Consider the following 22,669-nt stretch of genomic DNA (forward strand, 5'->3'; position numbering starts at 1 on the left):
AATCAAAGAAAAGTAATTGATAATTAGAATCACTTAAGTTTTTATTTATATATTGTGGAGTAGAATTATAATCTTATAATTAACTTATAAAAAAAATCTAATATAAAGAGAAAAAATGAATTTAAGTGAATTAAAAAAAGGTGAATGTGGAGAAATAATAAAAGTATCTGCAAATCAAATATTAAAATCTAGGTTAAACTCTTTTGGAATAACAAAAGGTGCAAAAATATATGTTATTGAGCAAACAATGTCAAAAAATACGATTGAAATCAAACTTAATAATACAAAAATTGCATTAAGAACAAACGAAGCAAAAACTATCGAAATAGAGAGAAGAATATGCGAAATATAAATGAAAAAAAACTAATCAAAATAGCCCTTGTAGGGCAACCGAATGTTGGAAAATCGATGCTTATAAATTCTATTTCCAATTCAAAACTAAGAGTGGGAAATTTCTCAGGAGTAACTGTTGAAAAAAAACAAATAGAATTTCAATATGAAGATTATCTTTTTCAAATTACAGATTTACCAGGTTCATACTCTTTAAATGACTACACAATTGAAGAAAAAGTTACAAAGAACTACCTTAAAAAAGGTGATTATGATATTATATTAAATGTTTTAGACTCTACAAATCTAGAAAGGAATCTCTATTTAACAACTGAATTATTAGCTTTAGATAAAAAAATGGTTATTGCTTTAAATATGAGTGATGAAGCAGATAATGAAGGTATAGCAATAAATGAAAATCAATTGGCAAAAATCATAGGGAAGCCTTGTGTAAAAACATCTGCTAAAAATAAAACAGGTATTGACACTCTTATAAATACTATGATTCAAAAATACAATTCTTCTAAATTTGAATCAAAACTAATTTTTTCAAATGTAATGGAAGAAGAAATCTCAAATATAAAAAGACTTTTAAGCGAAAAAAAATATACAAATGATGTTGACTATAGAGAAATTGCAATTAAACTATTGCAAGAAGATAAAAAGACATATCTAAAATTTCATGATGAGCCAATTTGGACAGAATTACAGCCTGTATTAAAAGAAGCTTTAGAACATATATATTTACACTACAATACAAAAGATTTAGAAGAAATTTTTGCAGATGAAAAGAACTCTTTTGCAAGAGGTGCAGCACAAGAAGTTGTAAGTACTAAAAAAATCTATGGCAAAGACTTAAGTTCTAAAATTGATGCTATTTTAATAAATAAGGTTTTAGGTATTCCTATCTTTTTATTTTTTATGTGGGGACTTTTTCAACTAACTTTCGTAATTGGTAATATTCCAATGGATATGATTGATTCATTCTTTGCTTCCCTTGTAGATGGAACAAAAAATATTTTAGGAGATAATGAACTCTCTTCATTAATAGCAGATGGAGCAATAGCTGGAGTTGGGGCAGTAATATTATTTGTACCAAATATTGTAATTTTATTTTTTGGTATTGCTTTACTTGAAACTACTGGGTACATGAGTAGAGTTGCATTTTTACTTGATGGTTTTTTTCATAAATTTGGACTCCATGGAAAATCATTTATCCCTTTAGTTTCTGGATTTGGATGTTCAGTTCCCGCATATATGGCAGCAAGAACACTTAAAAATGACAGGGATAGACTATTAACTTTATTTGTTATTGGGTTCATGTCTTGTGGAGCTAGACTTCCAATATATGTACTTTTTACAGGAGCATTCTTTTCAGGTGATAGTGCAGGAAATATTTTATTTTTAATATATATTACAGGAGCTATTCTTGGACTTATAGCTGCAAAAGTACTTAAAATAACAGTTTTCAAAAGTGAAGATGAACCTTTTGTAATGGAAATGCCAAAATATAGACTTCCTACACTTAAACTTATTTGGCACACAGTTTCAAATCAAGCTTTAATGTACTTAAAAAAAGCGGGAACATATATTTTAGCTGCTTCAATATTAATCTGGTTTGCGTCAAATTATCCAAAGAACCACGAATATACTCAAGAAATCAATGCAAAAATAGAACAAACTTTAGATGAAGCAAAAAAACAAGAGTTGCAAAATGAAATTGTTCAATATAATTTAGAAAACTCTTATTTAGGAATTGTGGGTAAATTTTCTCAACCATTATTTGCACCTCTAGGCTTTGATTGGAGAATGACAGTTGCCTTAGAAACTGGACTTGCTGCAAAAGAAATAGTTGTTTCTACTTTAGGTATTTTATATGGTTTAGGAGATCAATTAACAGAAGAGAGTGATACATTACTTGATAAGATTAAAAATAATATACCAATTACTTCAGCACTTTCATTTATTATGTTTGTAATGATTTATATACCTTGTTTAGCGGCATCAATGGTTTTTGCAAGGGAAGCAGGTGGATGGAAGTACCTAGTTTATCTTTTTATTTTCACAACAGGAACAGCGTGGGTTTTATCTTTCATAACTTATAATATTGCAAGAATAGTTACATAATTATGTAACTATTCTTCTGCTAAAACTTCAAAAGTAGTATTAAATACTTGGTCTTTATCTGTTACTCTAAAATTCCAAATACCTACTTCTCTACCACTTAGATATCTAAAATCATAAACAGAACCATGACCTGAAGGTAGAAGTACATTTCTTGTTCTAGAAATTTCACCATCTGGATTAATCCACTCAACTTTTACAAACTTATCTTCGGTTGATCGTTGTGTCATATATTTACAAATAATTGAGTTCTCTTCTTTTATTACTAAGCAATCAACTTCACTTCCTGCAGAATCACTTCCAAAACAAGATGAAAGTGTTAAAAGTGCAGTTAAAAATAATTTTTTCATAAGTATCCTTAAAATAATTGAACAAAAGTGGTTTTATTATACCTTATATTTATTCCAAATAGTCTCTTCTTCTAAAGAGGCTCTATTTTCTAGTACTTCAAAAGGGGTATATGCTTCTTTGTAACCCATAGAAAAATGATCTTTTATCCAATAACCTAAATAGATATAAGGGATTTTTAATTGTTTTGCAACTTTTATTTGAGCTAATATTGAAAATTTGCCAATAGATAATTTTTCATAATCATGGTCATAAAAACAATAAATAGAAGATATAGATTTATCTAAAATATCAGTTAAAGCTACACCAATTAATTTATCATCTCTCATATACAAAAACTCTTTTGTATATGAAGTTTTACCATCAATATAAGATCTACTATATTCTATTGGCTCTATTGGTGCATAAGGCCATGATTTTTTATCATTCATAAACTTATGATACTTATCATATAAATTTAGATGATCTACAGAAATTGAAGGAGGTTGAATATAAACTTTTGTATCTTTATTTTTTGCCATTACCCTTTTTTCTGATTTAGAGAATTTATAATTTGCAACATCAATTCTGATACTTATACACTTAGTACAATTTTTGCACTCTGGAACAAAGTGCATTCTACCAAATCTTCTCCATCCATGCTCAAGCATGTTTTGGTAATTTTCTGCTGTACAATTTTTTAAGTATCTATATCTTATATCAGATATTTCATTGTCAAAATAAGAACAATCTTTGTTATTCTCTACAAATTCTAATTCATCATCTATCAATTGCATTACTACTTACTCGTTTATTTTTTCTTTTATCTCTTTTGCTATTGCAGTTATTCTTTGGATTTTTTCGTTATTACTTAAACTATCATCTATAAGATGTTTAACAAAAGCAGATCCAACTATTACACCATCAACATTCTTTGATTTTTCTTTTGCAGTTTTTTCATCTACTCCAAATCCTATAAATAAGGGAGTCTTAGTATACTTTCTAACATTATCAATAATATCACTTAAATCTTCTTCTACACCGCTTCCAGTTATACCTGCGTAAGCTACCATATAAACAAACTCTTTTGAATGTTCAACTACTTTTTTGATTCTATTTTCACTATGAGTTGGAGCTACAAAAGAGATTAAAGCTTGTTCATAATGACTAGCTAATTTATTATATTTTAAAGTCTCTTCAAAAGGAAAATCAGGAACAATAGCGCCTTTTACTCCAAACTCTTGTGCTTTAGCAAAAAACTTTTCTATTCCATAATGATAAAAAGGATTAGCATAACCCATCCACAATGTTTTCATCTCAGGAGCAATTTTACTTGAAACTTCAAATAAATCTTTTAATTTAAAACCATTTTTTAGTGCTATTAAATTTGCTTTTTCAATTACTGGACCATCAGCTACTGGATCAGTAAAAGGAATACCTAACTCTAAAATATCAACACCTGCATCTTTCATATTAAAAGCTAAATCTACTGTAAAATTGTTTTCAGGCAATGATGCTGTAATATATCCAACAAGTTTTTTCAAAATATAATCCTAATAAAATATTAATTTTTGATTATTCTATCCAATTTTATCTTGGATAGATATGAGAATAAGCTTTACACTTAGTTCTAAAATGATTTTTTTAAATAAAAGTATTGTTTTTTAGTTTTTCAAAAAAAGGATATTTTAGATACAATATTTACCTATAAATATTAAGGATTATTCAGTGAGTATTATAAAAAATGAATTCGGAAAAATGAATATTAGTAAGATAAAAAAAGCAAAAAATGTAAAAAAACTTACAATGATTACGGCTTATGATGCACTATTTGCAAAACTATTTGAAGAGATTGCAGATATTATTTTAGTAGGTGATAGTTTAAATATGAGTTTTGCTGGGAAACCAGATACCTTATCTGCTACCTTAGAACAAATGATTTACCACACAAATGCAGTATGCAATGGTGCTAAAGAAGCTTTTGTTGTAATAGATATGCCCTTTGGAACTTACATAAATAAAGATGAAGCACTTAAAAATGCAGTAAAAGTTTACCAAGAAACAAATGCTGCAGCTGTAAAAATAGAAGGTGGAGAAGATAGAGCAGATATAGTTTCACATCTTACATCTAATTCTATAGCAGTTATGGGACATATTGGTCTTATGCCCCAATATGTAAGAAGTGAAGGTGGATACAAAGTAAGAGGTAAAACACAAGAAGATAAAGAACAACTACTTCGTGATGCAATTGCAATTGAAAAAGCGGGTGCTTTTTGTATCGTAATTGAAGGGGTTATGAGTGATGTTGCCCAAGAAATTACAAAAGCTGTTTCAATCCCTATTATTGGAATAGGAGCAGGAAAAGAGACTGATGGACAAGTTTTAGTTTGGTCAGATATGTTAGGATTTTTTGAAGAATTTAAACCAAAATTTGTAAGACACTATTTAGATGGTGCAACACTTGTAAAAGATGCTGTTTCAAATTATAAATCAGATGTTCAGAACAAAACTTTCCCAAGTAAAGAAGAGGAATACTAATAGTGGATGATAGATTAGTAAATGTAGAACAAATATCTTTTGAAGATGAAAAAGTTGAAGTAAATTTACGCCCCTCATCATGGGATGATTATATTGGTCAAGAAAAAATTAAAAAAAATCTAAGAGTTTTTATAGATGCAAGTAGAAAAAGAGGTGAAGCCTTAGATCATATCTTATTTTATGGACCCCCTGGACTTGGGAAAACTACACTTTCATACCTAATCTCAAATGAGATGGACTCAAACATAAAAATAACAGCTGGTCCTATGATTGAAAAATCAGGAGATTTAGCTGCAATTTTAACAAACCTTGAAGAAGGTGATATTTTATTTATCGATGAAATTCATCGTTTAAGTCCTGCAGTTGAAGAGATACTTTATCCAGCGATGGAGGATTATCGATTAGATATTATTATAGGAAGTGGACCAGCAGCTCAAACTGTAAAAATAGACTTACCAAGATTTACACTTATTGGTGCTACTACAAGAGCTGGTATGCTTTCAAATCCGTTAAGAGAAAGATTTGGTATGCACTTTAGAATGCAGTTTTATACTCATCCTGAACTATCTAAAATCATTCAAAAAGCAGGAACAAAACTTGATAAAGAGTGTGAAAAAGATGCAAGTTTGGAAATTGCAAGAAGAAGTAGAGGAACACCTAGAATTGCCCTTAGACTTTTAAGACGTGTAAGGGATTTTGCAGAAGTAGAAAATGAACAAGTAATCAAATTAAAAAGATGTGAATATGCTCTAAATGAATTAGGAGTAAATGAAACAGGCTTTGATGAAATGGATATAAATTTACTAGAACTGCTTGTCACAAATAGAGGAAGACCAATGGGACTTTCTACAATTGCTGCTGCTTTGAGTGAAGATGAAGGAACAATTGAAGATGCTATTGAACCATATTTATTAGCAAATGGATATATTGAAAGAACCGCAAGAGGAAGAGTTGCAAGTGTAAAAACCTATGAACTTTTTAGACTCACAGCTCCTATTACAGAGGCTAAACTATTTTGAAACCACAATATTTTTTAATTTTAATTGGAGCTATAACTCTTTATTTTTTACTTGAACTATTTGATCCATTTTTAAAAGCAATGTCTGTTGCACTACTGCTTGCAGTTGCTACCAATACTTTTAGTACTAATGTATCGATTAAAATTAAAAATAAATTTTTATCTTCAACTTTGATGACAATTATTTTAACCTTTGTATTCTTTATTCCACTTTTATATTGTGTATTCTCATTTGCTACACTAATAAATAATATTGACCAACAAGCTTTATCTAAAATGCTAACAAAATTTGAATCTTGGGTTGCACTGTTACCAAATGATTTTTTAATAATAAAAGAACAACTAATGGAAGCAATAAGTAAAATCAACATTAAAGAATTTATAGAAAGTCTACTTTCTTTTGGAGCATATTTAGGTAAAAACTCTGCAAAGTTTATAATTGATATGATTATGATATTAATATTTTATTTCTTCTTTAACTTTTATTCATTTGAACTATCAAGTTATTTGAAAAGTCTTTTGCCTTTGAAAAAAGAAGATGCTAGTGCACTATTTTTTGAATCCTCAACTGTAATGAGTGTGGTATTATATTCTGTATTAGCAACTGCCATATTAGAAGGGTTTTTATTTGGTATTTTTATTACATTTTTTGGATATGATGGAATTTTACTTGGAGTATTATATGGATTTGCTTCTTTGATTCCAGTAGTTGGTGGGTTGATTATGTGGCTTCCAATAGCTTTATATGAAGGATTTACTGTATCCCTTACAAATGGTCTAATAATAGCTATATATTCAGTTGTAGCAATAGCAATTGTTGCAGATACATTTGTAAAACCAGTTATAATAAAATATATTAATTTAAAAGTTGTAAAAACAAAAGCAAACATAAATGAGTTATTAATCTTTTTCTCTATTCTTGCAGGATTATCAACTTTTGGTTTTTGGGGTATGATTATAGGACCAGCTATGGTTAGTTTTTTTATCTCAATAGTACAACTATTAAAGAAATTTTCAATTGATTCTAAAATAAAAGATATAAACTCTTTGGATAGTACAATTTAAGAAAATTTCATTATACTTTTTTGTATAAATTCGTCAAATTCATTGCCAATAGATACAGTTTTATCAACTTCTAACCAAGATAAATCTTTAAGATAAGCTAACTCTATAGGTAAATGAACAATATTATTATTTGAGAGATTGAACTCTTTTAATCTTTTCAAACTATCTAAGCTATGTGGTAAATTAATTAAACAATTATTTGACAACCATAACTCTTTTAAATTTGTTAGTTTTGATATCTCGTTAGGAATAGTTTTTAAGTTATTTGAATAAAGCCATAAATCAGTCAATTCACTTAAATTCCCAATACTACAAGGAAGTCTTTCCAACCTATTTTCATATAACCATAATACTTTTAATTTTTTCAATTCACCTATGCTTTCAGGTAATTCAACTAAATAATTATGATTTACAAGTAACTCTGTAAGATTTATTAAATTTCCTATATCACTTGGTAAAGATTCTAATTTATTATCAAAAATACTCAAAGAATCTAATTTTTCTAACTCACAGATGCTAATTGGTAATATCCTTAATTCATTTCCTAATAAATTCAATTTTATTAAGTTTTTCAATTGTCCAATTTTACTAGGCAATGAAGTAATAGAATTCTCAAAAAGTGTTAAAACTTCTAAGTTTTTTAATTCACAAATTTCATCTGGTAATCTAGACAAATTATTTTTTGATAAACTTAGTTCAACCAACATTTGTAAATTATTAATCTCTCTGGGAATAAACCTTAATCTATTTTTGTATAAATGTAATTTCTTTAGTTTAGTTAAATTACATATTTCTTTTGGAAGATAAGTCAAATTATATTTTGAGAGATTTAATTCTTCTAAATTTAGTAAAGTTTGTTTATCCCGTGGAAGTCCCCTTGGATATTTATTATTAAAACCCTTTTCAATGAAATGTAACTCATCAATTTTATTTTCATCTGCCCAATCAAATATTCTAGTTATCCATGAGTCCTCTATTAAAACATCAATGGGATTATTCAATATCTTTTGAGTATAAGATATAAGTGTTTTGCTTTTATAAAGCTCCATATAAGAGGAGTTATTTCTAATTATTAATCCTGCTCTACTAGTCATGTTTACTCTTTTTATATTGTTGTTGAATATTGGCGCATTTTAGCAACTAGATTCTCTTTTTCATCTTTTAACTCTTGTTTCATCTCATATATATATTCATCTAAATTTTCTATTTTATTTATTAATCTAAAAGTTTCGTCTTTTTTTATAATTTCAATCTCTGTTTTTGCTAACTTTATTTTTTCTCTAGCTAGTTCAATTTTATTTTTTAAAATATTTTTGTCAAAAAGAGTATCTGATTCAAGTGAAAAACTCTCACCATTTAAAAGATTATTTAATATTCTAGATACTTTTTTTAGATTATTTTGTTGATATGCTGAGTTTAATTCTTTAAAAATCTCTTCAGCTTTATCTTTTTTAGCTTCTTCTATAATATCTGGATGACATAATCTACTAGCTTTTCTATAAAGTCTTTTTAATTCAACTTTTTCTATTTTTGTAAGTTCAAAGGGATCATCTAGTTTAAATTTCTTTATCTCTTCATGGAAATTTTCAAAGTCCTTTTTTGCTTCAAAATATTGATACTCATACTTTTTGCCATCTTTTTTATATAAAAACTCAAAATATTCTTCTCTTAAAATAAGTATTTCTTCTATTAATACACCAACTTCTTTGTGGTACCTACTATTGAAATCATTTATTTTATTGTGATGTTCTTCAATCTTGCAACTTAGAGCTAAAAGTTCTTTTTCCAAAACTTTTAATTCTATTTTTAAGCCTTGAATCTCTTTGTCTTCATGTACTACTAAACTTGAAAATTGACCTAAATACTGATCAATTAAGGATATAACTTCTTGAAAATTTGTCTCTTCAATAAGTTTTAGTATTTTTTTTACTTTTTCATCGATTTGTAAAGAGTAAAGTCTATGCACTTGGGGATAAAGACTCTCTTCATCTTCAATAGCAATACAACTTTTAATGATTTCTAATCTCTTTAAAATCTCTTTCATAGTAGCCTTAAATCTTTATTATTACACTATATTATACAAAAAAATTGATAGCGAATTTTGAAAAAGAGTTATGAATTTTAAAAATTACTTTTAATATTATTTAATTGATTTAGATTATTTCTAGATAAAAATGCCTAGAAATGGTGATTATAAGAATTTTTATTTTGATTAAATTTTTATTAAGAAAGTATTTATACTAATTTTAAGAAATATAAAAATATATTTTTATATTTCTTATTCACCTGAAAGCAGTTCACCTTGATAAGTCATAATTCCATAGTCTAAATTACATACGCTTTTAAATCCAGCACTTAACATAATATTTTGACAATAAGCACTTCTACTTCCACTATGACAATAAACTACGACAGGAATATCTTTTTTATCTTCAAGGACTTCTATTGATTGATAAAAAGATGTTGTTGGAACTAAAAAGTCAGTTCCTTTTATTCTGTGACCTACCCACTCCATCCACTCTCTTACATCAACTAAATTAAAATTAATAAAACCTAATTCTCTAGCTTCCAATAAAGCTTCAACTTCTATTGCATTTATTTGAGATTTATTTAAAATTTCTACACACTCTTCTTTTGTAAAACCTTTAGAATGAACAACTTCTTCTTTTTCTTTTTTACTATTATTTAAAGAATCAACATACTCTTTTGTGCAAAAAATACCACAGTGACAATGACCTTGTGAAGGAATCTCTTCTTTAAGGGCTGGGGTACAGGGACAAAGTCTATTATCAGCTTTATCTTTTTCTTCTTGAGTTTCTCCTATTACCATAAAACATGGACAATATCTCTTATCATATATAAGTTTATTTCTAGTCAAACCCATTTGAATAGATTCATTTACATCATCTTCTGGATTATAAAAAAATCCATACTCTTCGCAAACTTTATCTGTAAACTGTTTTGTTAATTCAAATGTTGTTTGAAACTCATCACTATCTATATCAATCTTTTTAATCATTATTTTCCTATTTTTGAAATATACTTTGATAAAGCTTTTATATCAGTTTCGCTTAATTGCATAACTTGACCTTTCATTATGCCTTTCATATCTCCACCATAAGTTCCATTTTTATAACCTAGAAGAGAATCTTCAATCTTTTTTTCATCCCAGAAGCCTATTTTTTGTGATTTTCCAAGGGCATGAAGTTCTCCATTTTTTCCATGACATCCAGCACATTTTACATAAAGACCTTTAATTCTTTCATCAATTTCATCTTCATTTGCAATCACTTTATCTATACTTTTACTAATATCTTTTGCTACTTTATTTGCTTGTTTTACAACATCAACACTAACTTCTTTTGCTTTTGCAATAGCATCCTTTGTAGCATCTTTTGAATCATCAACTGCTTTTAAAGTCTCTTCTTTTACAGCTTTTACAATTTCTTTACTAGAATCAATTATTTCATTACTTTTTGTTTTTATAATTTCGATATTCTTATTAGTATCATTTTCTCTTGTTGTTTGTTCAGTTGATTTTTCAACTTTTTGTACCTTTTGAGTCTCTTCAGTACTTTCATTGCAACCTGCAAATATAAATAGTGCCACAACAGAACCTAATAAAATTTTTTTCATTTTTTTCTCCATTTTATAACTCTTTATAATCAAATTTAAATTCATCTTTTACAAAATCAATTTTAACCAAACCACCATTTTTTAGTTTTCCAAATAAAATTTCATCAGTGATTTTATCTTTTATTTCACGAGAAATAACTCTATTTAGTGGTCTTGCACCCATATCTTTATCATATCCAAGTCTTGCTAACTCATTCTTAGCTTTTGAGCTTAGAACAATATCAATATTTTTATCTTTGATTTGCTCTTTCATATCCTCAATAAATTTACCAACTACTTTTGAAACAATGTCTAATGTAAGTGGCTTAAAGGTTACAATATTATCAAGTCTATTTCTAAATTCTGGTGCAAAGAATTTCTTAATTGCTTTATTTTCATTTAAAGAATCATCTTTGGCAAATCCCATAACATTTGCTTCTGAAGAACCTAAGTTTGAAGTCATAATTAAAACAACATTTTGAAAATCTGCTTTATTTCCACTATTATCAGTTAATTCTGCATTATCCATAACTTGAAGTAAGATTGACATCAAATCAGGGTGAGCTTTTTCTATCTCATCAAGTAATAATACACTATGAGGATGTTTTCTAATAGCTTCTGTTAGAAGACCACCTTGCTCAAATCCAACATATCCAGCAGGTGCTCCAATCAATCTTGAAACAGTATGTGCTTCCATATATTCACTCATATCAAATCTTTCAAAATGAATACCAAGTTGTTTTGATAACTCTTTTGCAACTTCAGTTTTACCAACACCTGTAGGTCCTGTAAAAAGAAAACTTCCAACTGGTTTTGACTCACCACCTAGTCCTGCTCTATTAACTTTAATAGATCTTACAATTGAAATTATTGCATCATTTTGACCAAAAACTCTTTTTTGCATATTCTTTTCTAAACTTTTTAGAAGTGTTAAATCAGATTTTGTTGCTGATTTTGGTGGAATATTTGCCATAAGAGCCACAGTATTTTCAATGTCACTTGCAGTTATATTTATAGGTTTTTTCTTTTTCCCATCTGCATTTAATTGTAGTTTTTTAGTGGCAGCTACCTCATCAATAACATCAATTGCACTATCAGGTAAAAATCTATCGTTAATATATTTTTTACTTAGTTCCACTGCTACTTCTAAAGATTTTTTGTTGAATTTCACATTATGGAACTCTTCATATTTTGATTTAAGTCCATCTAAAATAGCAACACAATCTTCACTACTTGGTTCACTTACATCAACTTTTGCAAATCTTCTACTTAGTGCTTTATCTTTTGAAAAGTCATTTCTAAACTCTGCAAAAGTAGTTGCTCCTATACATCTTAGTTTTCCATTTGAAAGCATAGGTTTTAAGATATTTGAGGCATCCATTGCTCCACCGCCAACACTTCCAGCACCTACTAAAGTATGTATTTCATCTATAAATAATATTGCATTAGGAATTTTACTTATCTCTTTTAAAAGTGTTTTTAATTTTTTCTCAAAATCCCCTCTATATTTTGTCCCTGCTAGCATAGAACCCATATCAAGAGAAAAAACTTTTGAATCTTTTAAAATAGAAGGTACATTATTATTAGCTATTTCTAAAGCCAATCCCTCTGCAATAGCAGTTTTACCAACTCCTGGTTCTCCTACTAAGATTGGATTATTTTTCTTTCTTCTACTTAAAACTTGAATTACTCTATTTATTTCTCTTTGTCGTCCAATAACTGGATCAATTTCACCTTTTTTTGCAACTGCTACTAATTCAGTTGCATTGTTTTCCAAAGTTTCATTTTTTTTATTTAATCTTTTTTCTTCTTCAAAATTTTCATCTTGAACATCTACTTCCACATCTCTATGAGCTATCTCTTCTAGGATATCAATTCTTTCAATTCCTTGGCTTTTTAAAGCAAAAGTTGCATATGATTTTTCATTTTTTAAAATTGCTATAAACATATCATCAACACTTGCAAACCCCTTTCCAGAAGTTTGGGTATGTGCAACCATGTGTTCAATAACTGAAGTTAAAGTTGTTGTTTCTATTGGCTCATCATTAACATTATCTGGAAGTCTTGGAGTACTTATTTCAATGTGTGATTTTGTGTCATTAAATATTTTATTAGTGTCCAAGCCTAAATCAAGCAACATATTTGCTATAAATTCATCATTTAATAACATTAAGAAAATATGTTCTAATGTCAAATACTCATGTTTACTACTTTTAGCATAAGATACTGCTTGTGCAAATATCTCTCTTAATTCTTTACTTATCATAATTTACTCTTCTTCCATTATAGCTTTTAAAGGAAAGCCCTTTTGTCTAGCTAAATTTTTTACTTGCATAACTTTTGTAGAAGCTATTTCATGGGTATATGTTCCACAAACTTCTTTTCCATTATTATGTATGTTTAACATTATAACAGTTGCTTCATCAGTTGTTTTTTTAAAAATCTTTACAAGTATATCAATTACAAAATCCATAGTAGAATAGTTATCATTTAATAATAACACTTTATATTTCTTTGGTTCTTGCACTTCTAAATCATCATTTAACTCTATTTCAAACTCATTTGCCAAAATTAAAACCTTTTAGGATAAAATCAATTAATATTATACCAAAAAAGAATTTACAATGATAAAAAAGAAAAATTACGTTTCAAATCAAAGCTTATTTATAACTGCAACTAATACAGATGTTGGTAAAACTTATGCTGCATCTGTATTTTTAAAGAAATTTGCAAAAGATGGATTTAAGGTTGGATATTACAAACCTATTGAAACAGGAGTCATAGATAAACCTATTGATGGTCTTTCTATGCTTGAATTAACAAAAAAATTAAATCCTGATTTTGATGTTGATATAGATTTTGTAGTACCTTATCAATTTGAACTTCCTGCAGCTCCTTATGTGGCAAAAAAAGAAAAAGATATTGATATTGACTTTATAATAAAAAGAAAAAAAGAGTTAAAAGAATTTTGTGATATTTTGATTATTGAAGGTGCGGGAGGTTTAATGGTTCCTATTTTAGAAGATTTATTTATGATAGATTTAATAAAAAAACTTGAAACAAAAGTAGCACTAATATGCCCTAGTAAGCTAGGAGGTATAAATGATACTTTGTTATCACAAGAAGCTTTGAAAAATAAAAATATTGATTTTGAATGGTATATTAACCTTTATAAAGATAAAGATAGTTTTGAGGAAGTATCACTTCCATTTTATATAAATCATTTTAAAAAAATTAAATATTTACAAGACTTAATTTAAATAAAAGAGGAATCTTATATAGATTCTTCTTTTTGTAATAAACTTTCATAAAGTGTTTCAAGTGCATTATTTGCAATATTTTGTGCAACCCCAATATGAAGCGAAATTTTAGATGGACTCATATCAAGCATATCAAAGCTAATATTTTTATCTTTTAAAGCATTAATAGCATCAACAATTGCAAAAGTATTTTGTTTTAATCCAATTCCAACTAATGTAATTACACATAAATTATAAGAAACAATAATATTGTCTGTTTTTAGTCTTTTTTCTATCTCTCTTCTTAAATTATTTATCTTACCTTTTAAATCTTCTTGTTCTACTAAAATAGAGATATCATCTCTATCTGTTGGATAATGGTAAGTATTAATTCCAAACTCACTAAATATTTTTAATAACTCAGCAGTAAACCCTATCTCATCGGCCAACATATCTTTTTGAAGATAAATAGATGCCATATTATCAAGCTTTGCAATTCCAACTAAATCTTCCATAGGAACTCTTTCACTCAATATCATAGTTCCACAATGTTCTTTATTATTTGTGTTTCTAATATTAATTGGAATTTTACTTTTTTTACAATTTAGCATTGCATTAAAGTGAAATACATTAAACCCTTTTGAACTAAGTAATCTTAACTCTTTAAATGTAAGTCTTGGTATTACATTTGACCCACTAATAACTCTGGGATCTACTTCATAAACACCATTTGTATCTGTCCAGTTTTCATACTTATTGGCATCAAGAGCATAAGCTAGTTCTCCACCAGTAAGATCACTTCCACCCCTACTCATAACTGCTATTTCATTATTTTCTGTTACACCATAAAATCCAGGAACTAAATATTTTATATCTTTAGCCGTATCAAATTTTTCTTCTATATTTTTATAAGTTACTTTTTGTACTTTTCCATCTCTAAAATCCTCACTTAAAATAAATCCAAACTCTTCTGGTAACATAAGTTTTATATTTAAGCCCTCATTTGAAAAATATCTTTGTATTATTTTTGCATTATAATGTTCACCTCGTGACAAGAAAAAAGCCTCTTTTCTTTCGCCTTTTAACAATGAATTTGATAAATCTTTGTCCAAAGATTTTATTAAATCATCACCTTTAACATTTAAATCACTACATAATCTTCTATATTTATCTATAATCGCTTCATAACTTTGTTTTTTGCTTATACTTATAAAATTTTCTTCAAAATGTTTACCTGAAGTTGCTATATTTAATAAATGATCAGTTATTTTTTCATCAAAATTATCATCTCTACCTGGTGCAGAAACTACAATTATTTTTCTACCATCATCATCTTTTACAATATCTAAGACTTTTTTTATTTGGGAGGCATTTTTTACAGAACTACCTCCAAATTTACATACTTTTATACTCATTTTTTACCTTATTAGTTACTTTTCATTGGTTCATAATCATCTAATGCCAAAAAGGAAGCCCTATTACTTTTAGCACCAAAAGGTTTTGTTGGAATATTTTCTACTGAATTAAAAACAAAAAATGCATTAGTTCTACTAAATGGTGATATATTATCACAGCTTCCATGCATAATATTTCCATCATGGATTACTAGTGTTCCAGCTTTTCCATATGCACCTACTATATTACTATCTTTGACTAATTGTTCTATTGCTTTTAAACTAGGCACTCCATACTCTTGTTTTTTTAAAGATTTTTTATAATTATCTTCTGGTGTTTTTCCCTTACAAGAAACATATTTTTTGTGACTTTTTGGAATTAAGTATAAGGGTCCATTAAATTCTGTATTATCATTTAACATAACCCAAGCACTTAAACATCTGCAATTTGGCAAACCATCTTCTGTGTGCCAAGTTTCAAAATCACTATGCCAAGGAAAAGATTTTCCCTGATAAGCTGGTTTTATATTAATCCTACTATGATGAATATAAACATCACTTCCTAAAATTTGCTTAACTTTATTTAGTATTCGAGGATCTTTTGAAAGCTTCTCAAAAAGAGTACTAAAAAGATGTTGATTAAAAATCGTTCTTAGTTCATTGCTCGTTGGTTCACAAATAAACTCTTCATTTTTAATCAAATCACCATTTTCAGCCATCAAGTCTATCTCTTGAATCATCTGTTCTATTTCATCTTCTTTAAAAATATTTGGAAATGTGATAAATCCATTCTTTTCATACTCATCTAACTCAATATTATTTAAAGAGTATTCACCTTGTTGTTTTTTACTATATACTGTTTTATCAACTCTTTGTATAATCTTTTCTTCATTTAGTCTTGATGGATATAAATCCTGCATTTAATCTTCTCCTCTTATTAATCTTCTAATGGATAAACTCCATTTTCATCGTGGTTTTCTGTTCCTTTAATAGGAGGATTAAATACACAAATCAGTCTCATATCTTCTGTTCCACCATATAAATTATGGTCATCATGTTCATTTAGTGCATACATAACACCATCATAAATCTCATGAACTTTTCCAGTTTTCAAATCTTCAATTTTACCATTTCCTGCTACACAATAAACTGCTTCAAGATGGTTTTGATAATGAATATGCGTTTTCGTATTTGCTTTTATGATAGTTTCATGGAATGAGAATCCCATATTATCACCTTTTAAAAGCATTCTTCTACTAACCCATTGTCCTTCTTCTGCGTGAACTTCTTTATCTGTGCCTATAACATCTTTATTTATATCTAATACAATCATCTTCTTAAAATTCCTCTGTTAATTTTTCTTTTTTATCTGCAACTAGTTTTGAAATAGCTATTTCAAGTCTTTTTAAACCTTCTATTAGTGTCTCTTCATCAATAATTAATGGTGGTAAGAATTTTACAACTTGATCTTCACTACCACAAGTTTCTATAATAAGTTTTTCTGCAAATGCATATTTTGAAATCTCACCAGCAACTGAATTATCACCTTTGATTTCAAATCCATAAGCCAGACCTCTACCTCTAATTACAATATCAAAGGTATCTTTGTATTTATCAGCTATTTTTTCTAAAGTCTCTTTTAATAGTTTTTCTTTATATTTAACTGCATTTGATAAATCATCATTTTGCCAATAGTGTGAAATTGCAACTGTTGCAGCTACAAAGGCTAAATTGTTTCCTCTAAATGTACCTGTGTGTTCACCTGGTTTCCATTGGTCTAAATCTGGTTTTAATAATACAATTGCCATTGGTAATCCACCACCAATTGATTTTGATACAGTTACAATATCAGGATTGATTCCTGCAAATTCAAATGAGAAAAATTCGCCAGTTCTTCCATTACCAACTTGAATATCATCAATGATTAATAAGATATCATACTCTCTACAAATAGATTCAAGCTCTTGTAACCACTCTTTAGAGGCTACATTAATTCCACCTTCACCTTGAATAGTCTCAACAATTACAGCTGCTGGAATATCAAGTCCACTACTACTATCTTCTAAGAATTTTCTAAATATGGTCATAGTATTCATATCACCAAAATAACCATCAAATGGCATAAATGATACATTTGATCTACTAATATAACTTTCATCTCTATAATCATTATTTCCTGTTACTGAAGATGAACCTTGAGTAAGACCATGAAAACCATTAGTAAAAGAAACAACATTACTTCGTCCTTTTACAAGTCTTGCAAGCTTAAGTGCAGTTTCTACCGCATTTGTTCCTGTTGGTCCTGTAAATTGAATTTTGTAATCTAAGTTTCTAGGTACTAATATTGTGTCATTAAATGTTTGTAAAAAATCTTTTTTTGCACTTGTTGCCATATCAAGCCCATGAATAACACCATCTTTTTGTATATATTCAATCAATGCTTTACTGATATGTTCATTATTATGTCCATAATTTAAAGTTCCAGCTCCTGCAAAAAAGTCAATGAATTCTTCACCTTGTTCATTAGTTAAAACAGCTCCTTTTGAAGTTTCAAATATTGTTGGAAAACTCCTAATATATCCTCTTACTTCTGATTCTAAATTTTCGAATATTCTCATTATTTTTCTTCCTTTATTTTAAATGGCCCTATTTCGTATAGAGTCTCATCTTCATGACTGTTTTTAAAGTCATTTTTTTCAAAAAATGTACTACTAGTCATTTTTGTATTTAGCCCTTTGGCAACCTTTTCAAAAACCTTTATTGATGATATATTGCTAGGTGACACTGTTGTATAGATTTTTTCAACATCTAAAAAATCTCTTTTAATTATATTCATGATTAGTCGACCTGCTATATCATTTCCTCTATATTTTCCATCAACTGCAACTTGCCATATGAACAAACTGTTATTTTCATCTGGTTTTAAATATCCAGATACAAAACCTATAACTTTTTCTTCATGTAATGCAACTGCACAAGTTGATGAAAAATGTGTTGATTGAAGTAAATAAAGGTACTCAGAATTTAAATCTAAAACCTTACTCTCTTTTACCAAATCATAAATTTGGATTGCATCAGATTTTTCTGGTTTTCTTATCATAATATTATATGATGACATAAATTTTACCTTTTTTTGTATTTTTTTTCATATAATATGTTTTAAATTAACACAATAAATGTTAATTTTTTACATATCAAGTGTTTATTATTACATAACTTTCTTAATTTAATCTTAGTTTCTATGTAATTTAAACATTATTTATAGTAAAAAATGTATAATTGTGAAAAAGGAAATTAGTGGCTTTAATAGATAATGACAAGGAAATATTACCTTTAAGTAGTATTGCAGAACTTTTAGGAACAAAAGTAAGAACTTTAAAAATGTACGAAGACAAAGGACTTTTACCTGAAAAGAAAGAGATTAAAAAACTATATTCAATCAATGATACAAAAATGGTCTCTTTTGTTCACTACTTAGCAAGTGTAAAAAAAATAAATGCAAATGGTATAAAATATATTACAGAAATGGTTGAAAATAATATGGATGAGAATAATAAAGCTCTGTTTTTAAATATAGTTGAAGAGAAAATGGAGAAATTATCTACAGATGATATAAAAGATATAGAACTTTTATAAAAGAACTTTTACAACTTTATTATAATAAAAAGCGACAAGAATAAAAGCAAGACCTAAAATAATAGTAATAAAACTAAGAGGAATAATATCTGCTAGAACACCAATAAAAAAGGTAGTAAGTACATTTGATAACATAAATATCATGTCATTATATGATATTACTCGTCCTAAGTATTTGTGTTCAACTCTTTCTTGTATAAAGGCATAAGTCATTGACCAAATAGTTGTTGTGGTAAACCCAGTTAAAAACACCATAATTAGTGCCAAATAAAAATTAAATTGAAAAAGTCCCCATAAAATTATTCCTAAGCCTTGAAAGATAAATAAAAGGGTTAATCTATCTTTGTTTACCCAATTTGTAATAATAAATGGACCTACCATAAGTGCCATTGCTCTAATTGCATTTGTTATACCTATTGATAGAGGTACTGCAATTACATATTTATACTCATTTTTAGCCAATAAGGTTACCAATGTATCAAAAGAAGTTAATCCAACAGATGCATGTAAAAGCAAAAGATGAAGAACATATTTATTATTTTTTATATATAAAAAGCCACCTTTTATCATAGATAAAACTTTTTCTTTTGTATGCACAATTTCTACTTTAAATTCAATATTAAAAAAAACTAATATAGCTAAAATAAAAAACAAAGCATCTAAAATAATAGCTGTCTTAACTCCAAAATAATTTACAATAAGCCCACTCATTGCCATACCAAAAGCATAAGTAAATGACCAAATAATAGAATGAATTTCATTTGTCTTTTTTAAAACATCACCTGAAACTATTTTAGGCAATAGAGTCATTTCAGTGGAAAAAAACATAGAAGCACTACTCATTCTTATAAAAATAAGTATCAACAAAAGCCAAATATCATCTTTATCATTAATAACAAGAAGTAGTAAGGTCATGCATAATTCTGTACTTAAAAGTGTTAGCATTAGTGGTTTGATTCTGAATCTGTCTATAATGGCACCAGATAAAGGCGCTATCACGATTGCTGGAATAAAGAACATAGCAGTAACAAGTGAAATTATAAAGGCACTAGAGCCAAAATTTACAAGCATAGTATAAATAGCAACATTTGAAAACCAAGCTCCAAAATAAGCTATTACCTGAAGAAGTGAAAGCTTTCTTACAAGCGGATAATTAATTAAAAGTTCTTTATAGTTCAAGTTTTTCTATTTAAATTCTATTTTAACAAGTCTAGAAAAAGTTTTAGGATTTGGTACTATTATTTCGACTTTATATGAAGAGATATGTTTGCTATCAGCTACTTTATAAATTTTATCAACTTTTAAATCACTTTTTTTACCATCAAGATATATTGTTTTATTTGAAATTGAATCATAATCAGAAATAGGAATATAAATTTCTAACTTACCTTTACTTAAATCTTTTGTTTCATATAATAAAGTTCCAGGAGTTACATAATCTCCTTTTTTAACACTTATATTATAAATATAGATTTTTTCTTCCCACAAAACCTTATTTTTAATTGTATCTTCAAGATTGGCTATATTTATTATCAAATCACTTTTTGTTGATTCTAAATTTAAAACTTGTATTTTTTGATTATCTTTTTCAAAAGCTGATTTTGAAGATATCTTATACAGTCTATTATAATTTTTTTCTTGAATATTTAGCATAGAATCTAAAACTTTTAATTTATTCTTTGTTTGAGCAAGCTCTATTTTATCAACATTATTATCTATTTCTATAATTTTTGTTTTTTTATTTAGGTATTTTCCCTCTACTTCTTCATTTGTAAAAAGTATTTTTCCACTTACAGCGGATTTTACTACAAAACTATCATATGGTTCTAGTTTTGAATAATATTCCATTGCAAATAATAAATGTGCACTTAGAAGAAAAACAGCAACAATTTTCATAAATATCCTTTTACAAGTCTAAAGTTTCTAATATTTTAATAATCTTATTTTTAGCAATTTTCAAGTCAATAGACTTGTCTTTTTCAAGTTTAAAAATCATTTCATCAAGATTTTTATTATATCCAATATAAGGAAGAAGTATCTTTATAATTTCATTTTCATTTTTAGATTTTTTTACTAATTTTATAAGAGGTAAATCGTTTATTTGTTTTAAATTCTTTTTAGCTTTAACATAAAAATAAATAGCAAAAGCTATTATTGTCAGAAAAACACCTAAAATGAATGATAATATCATTTTATTTAAAGATGTTTTATACACTATTTTTTCTTTTACAACTTCTACTTGTTTTTCAGGTTGAGCTATTTCTAAGCCGGAAAAACTCTTTTGTTTTTTTACATTTTTTACTTTTATTTTATAACTTGGAGTATTTTTGATAACAACTTTTTGAGTAGCTTTATCGAAGTATTTAAGCTGTATTTGTGGTATTTCAAAATCTTTATTTGCAATTATTGAAAAAGACTTTTTATATGAACCTGTATATTTGTCATTTACAATTTTTGTTTGGATTTTTGGTTTATCTTCAAATATTGTTGCATCTTTGATATTCAATTTAATATCATCCATGTCATCAAGGTTCCCAGTTCCATCAATCTCTACTTTAAAAGATAAAGAATCACCTGCAATTATCTCAGTTTTAGAAATAGAAGTTTTTATGGAAAAATCACCTACTAAAGTAACACCTTTTGGTAATGGTTTAACATCTAAATTAAGAGAGTTAGAGTATATATTTTCTAATTTTTCAGCTTGCGAAAATAAAGAATAACTAAAAGCATTTTCATCAATTACTTTTGCTTGTATTTTTATAGGATCTATTCTTAACTTACCAGCTTTTTGAGGAGAGATTAAGAAGTTTAACTCCTGAACAATAAAGCCATTTTCTTCATAACTTTTATTTTTCTCATCAATTTTTTTACTCCAAATATCATTAAATACAGGCATATTAAACCCTAAATCTGATATTTGTATATCTTTTTTATATTTGAATTTCATATTTAAAATTGCATCTTCACCACTATATAAAGAGGTTTTATTTAATGAAATTTTAAAATCAAAATTTTTTGAGTTTGTTTTACTTGGAATTACTTCTTTTACAAACTTTTCTTTTGTTTTAAAAGATTTTCCATCAACTTTTATTTCAAAAGATGGCAAGGTAAACTCTTTTGTAGGTTTTATTGCATATGTTTTTTTAATCTTATTTACTACATTGCCATTAGTGCTTGTCATTGTTCTACTAGTACCCAAATTAGACACTACATAATTATCTATTTTGTCTATCTTAGGAAACTCAACATCTGTACCATCTGCTTGTATTTCAAAAACATAATTTTCATTTAAAATGAAATTATCACTTGATTTTACAACAACATTTCCATAAAGAAAAGATGTAAAAATTATTAATATAAAAAGTCTAAAATATAAATTCATA

24 protein-coding genes are annotated in these 22,669 nt (G+C 27.3%); 7 read left to right on the forward strand and 17 right to left on the reverse strand.

The features are described 5' to 3' along the window. Positions 1-115: 115 nt before the first annotated feature. Both ACNI3D_RS12885 and feoB read left to right on the forward strand, forming a co-directional pair. A complete protein-coding gene (locus tag ACNI3D_RS12885) occupies positions 116-352 on the forward strand; it encodes a FeoA family protein (RefSeq protein WP_419767294.1) in 237 nt (78 codons plus the stop codon). After that, positions 340-2,457, forward strand: coding sequence for a ferrous iron transport protein B (feoB, locus tag ACNI3D_RS12890; protein WP_419767295.1), 2,118 nt, complete (start codon positions 340-342; stop codon positions 2,455-2,457). The genes ACNI3D_RS12885 and feoB overlap by 13 nt, the downstream gene beginning before the upstream one ends. Positions 2,458-2,465: 8 nt before the next feature. Here feoB and ACNI3D_RS12895 read toward each other — a convergent pair whose 3' ends face one another. The 3 genes from ACNI3D_RS12895 to trpA are packed head-to-tail and all read right to left on the reverse strand — an operon-like array spanning position 2,466 to position 4,325. After that, positions 2,466-2,804, reverse strand: a complete 339-nt coding sequence (locus ACNI3D_RS12895) for a hypothetical protein (protein WP_419767296.1) — start codon at positions 2,802-2,804, stop codon at positions 2,466-2,468. A gap of 36 nt (positions 2,805-2,840) precedes the next feature. Beyond that, positions 2,841-3,578 (reverse strand): arginyltransferase, encoded by a 738-nt coding sequence (locus ACNI3D_RS12900; protein WP_419767297.1) that lies wholly within the window; start codon positions 3,576-3,578, stop codon positions 2,841-2,843. A 6-nt stretch (positions 3,579-3,584) separates the two neighbouring features. Continuing rightward, positions 3,585-4,325, reverse strand: coding sequence for a tryptophan synthase subunit alpha (gene trpA / locus ACNI3D_RS12905; RefSeq protein ID WP_419767298.1), 741 nt, complete (start codon positions 4,323-4,325; stop codon positions 3,585-3,587). Between the two features lie 184 nt (positions 4,326-4,509). Between trpA and panB the strand changes: the two genes are divergently transcribed. Genes panB through ACNI3D_RS12920 form a run of 3 tightly spaced genes read left to right on the forward strand, consistent with a single transcriptional unit; the run spans position 4,510 to position 7,402 of the window. Further along, positions 4,510-5,319, forward strand: a complete 810-nt coding sequence (gene panB / locus ACNI3D_RS12910; protein ID WP_419767299.1) for a 3-methyl-2-oxobutanoate hydroxymethyltransferase — start codon at positions 4,510-4,512, stop codon at positions 5,317-5,319. Between the two features lie 2 nt (positions 5,320-5,321). Then, positions 5,322-6,338: a Holliday junction branch migration DNA helicase RuvB gene (gene ruvB, locus ACNI3D_RS12915; protein WP_129101717.1), complete on the forward strand. Its 1,017-nt coding sequence runs from the start codon at positions 5,322-5,324 to the stop codon at positions 6,336-6,338. Then, complete coding sequence (locus ACNI3D_RS12920; protein ID WP_129101718.1) at positions 6,335-7,402, forward strand: AI-2E family transporter; 1,068 nt, start codon at positions 6,335-6,337, stop codon at positions 7,400-7,402. The genes ruvB and ACNI3D_RS12920 overlap by 4 nt, the downstream gene beginning before the upstream one ends. On the opposite strand, the gene ACNI3D_RS12925 is transcribed toward ACNI3D_RS12920, so the two are convergent. From ACNI3D_RS12925 to clpS, 6 genes are all read right to left on the reverse strand, one after another. Continuing rightward, on the reverse strand, positions 7,399-8,496 hold the full coding sequence (locus tag ACNI3D_RS12925; RefSeq protein ID WP_419767300.1) for a leucine-rich repeat domain-containing protein: 1,098 nt from the start codon (positions 8,494-8,496) through the stop codon (positions 7,399-7,401). The genes ACNI3D_RS12920 and ACNI3D_RS12925 overlap by 4 nt on opposite strands. An 11-nt stretch (positions 8,497-8,507) precedes the next feature. Beyond that, positions 8,508-9,446, reverse strand: coding sequence for a DnaJ domain-containing protein (locus ACNI3D_RS12930; RefSeq protein WP_419767301.1), 939 nt, complete (start codon positions 9,444-9,446; stop codon positions 8,508-8,510). Positions 9,447-9,680: 234 nt separating this feature from the next. Beyond that, positions 9,681-10,421 (reverse strand): ferredoxin-thioredoxin reductase catalytic domain-containing protein, encoded by a 741-nt coding sequence (locus tag ACNI3D_RS12935; RefSeq protein WP_419767302.1) that lies wholly within the window; start codon positions 10,419-10,421, stop codon positions 9,681-9,683. Continuing rightward, a complete protein-coding gene (locus tag ACNI3D_RS12940; protein ID WP_419767303.1) occupies positions 10,421-11,038 on the reverse strand; it encodes a c-type cytochrome in 618 nt (205 codons plus the stop codon). The genes ACNI3D_RS12935 and ACNI3D_RS12940 overlap by 1 nt, the downstream gene beginning before the upstream one ends. Positions 11,039-11,051: 13 nt before the next feature. Continuing rightward, complete coding sequence (clpA, locus tag ACNI3D_RS12945) at positions 11,052-13,283, reverse strand: ATP-dependent Clp protease ATP-binding subunit ClpA (protein ID WP_129101722.1); 2,232 nt, start codon at positions 13,281-13,283, stop codon at positions 11,052-11,054. Between the two features lie 3 nt (positions 13,284-13,286). Beyond that, positions 13,287-13,586, reverse strand: coding sequence for an ATP-dependent Clp protease adapter ClpS (clpS, locus tag ACNI3D_RS12950; protein ID WP_013136259.1), 300 nt, complete (start codon positions 13,584-13,586; stop codon positions 13,287-13,289). A gap of 55 nt (positions 13,587-13,641) precedes the next feature. Between clpS and bioD the strand changes: the two genes are divergently transcribed. Continuing rightward, positions 13,642-14,277: a dethiobiotin synthase gene (bioD, locus tag ACNI3D_RS12955; protein ID WP_129101723.1), complete on the forward strand. Its 636-nt coding sequence runs from the start codon at positions 13,642-13,644 to the stop codon at positions 14,275-14,277. Positions 14,278-14,291: 14 nt separating this feature from the next. Here bioD and ACNI3D_RS12960 read toward each other — a convergent pair whose 3' ends face one another. The 5 genes from ACNI3D_RS12960 to ectA are packed head-to-tail and all read right to left on the reverse strand — an operon-like array spanning position 14,292 to position 18,768. Further along, on the reverse strand, positions 14,292-15,671 hold the full coding sequence (locus ACNI3D_RS12960) for an aspartate kinase (RefSeq protein WP_419767304.1): 1,380 nt from the start codon (positions 15,669-15,671) through the stop codon (positions 14,292-14,294). A gap of 11 nt (positions 15,672-15,682) precedes the next feature. Further along, positions 15,683-16,570 (reverse strand): phytanoyl-CoA dioxygenase family protein, encoded by an 888-nt coding sequence (locus tag ACNI3D_RS12965; protein WP_419767305.1) that lies wholly within the window; start codon positions 16,568-16,570, stop codon positions 15,683-15,685. A 17-nt stretch (positions 16,571-16,587) separates the two neighbouring features. Beyond that, positions 16,588-16,983: an ectoine synthase gene (locus ACNI3D_RS12970; RefSeq protein WP_419767306.1), complete on the reverse strand. Its 396-nt coding sequence runs from the start codon at positions 16,981-16,983 to the stop codon at positions 16,588-16,590. A gap of 4 nt (positions 16,984-16,987) precedes the next feature. Further along, positions 16,988-18,268, reverse strand: coding sequence for a diaminobutyrate--2-oxoglutarate transaminase (ectB, locus tag ACNI3D_RS12975; protein WP_419767307.1), 1,281 nt, complete (start codon positions 18,266-18,268; stop codon positions 16,988-16,990). Next, positions 18,268-18,768 (reverse strand): diaminobutyrate acetyltransferase, encoded by a 501-nt coding sequence (gene ectA / locus ACNI3D_RS12980; RefSeq protein WP_419767308.1) that lies wholly within the window; start codon positions 18,766-18,768, stop codon positions 18,268-18,270. The genes ectB and ectA overlap by 1 nt, the downstream gene beginning before the upstream one ends. Before the next feature lie 179 nt (positions 18,769-18,947). Between ectA and ACNI3D_RS12985 the strand changes: the two genes are divergently transcribed. Then, complete coding sequence (locus tag ACNI3D_RS12985) at positions 18,948-19,286, forward strand: MerR family transcriptional regulator (protein ID WP_129101729.1); 339 nt, start codon at positions 18,948-18,950, stop codon at positions 19,284-19,286. Here ACNI3D_RS12985 and ACNI3D_RS12990 read toward each other — a convergent pair. From ACNI3D_RS12990 to ACNI3D_RS13000, 3 genes are read right to left on the reverse strand one after another with little or no spacing between them, the layout of a single operon-like run. Next, a complete protein-coding gene (locus tag ACNI3D_RS12990) occupies positions 19,281-20,465 on the reverse strand; it encodes an MFS transporter (RefSeq protein WP_419767309.1) in 1,185 nt (394 codons plus the stop codon). The two genes, ACNI3D_RS12985 and ACNI3D_RS12990, sit on opposite strands and share 6 nt — an antisense overlap. A gap of 6 nt (positions 20,466-20,471) precedes the next feature. After that, on the reverse strand, positions 20,472-21,182 hold the full coding sequence (locus ACNI3D_RS12995) for an efflux RND transporter periplasmic adaptor subunit (RefSeq protein WP_419767310.1): 711 nt from the start codon (positions 21,180-21,182) through the stop codon (positions 20,472-20,474). A gap of 10 nt (positions 21,183-21,192) precedes the next feature. After that, on the reverse strand, positions 21,193-22,668 hold the full coding sequence (locus ACNI3D_RS13000; RefSeq protein WP_419767311.1) for a BatD family protein: 1,476 nt from the start codon (positions 22,666-22,668) through the stop codon (positions 21,193-21,195). Position 22,669: the final 1 nt, after the last annotated feature.

The organism is Arcobacter siniprincipis (SeqCode) (assembly GCF_048571125.1).
In the GTDB taxonomy this organism is placed as follows: Bacteria; Campylobacterota; Campylobacteria; order Campylobacterales; family Arcobacteraceae; genus Arcobacter; species Arcobacter siniprincipis.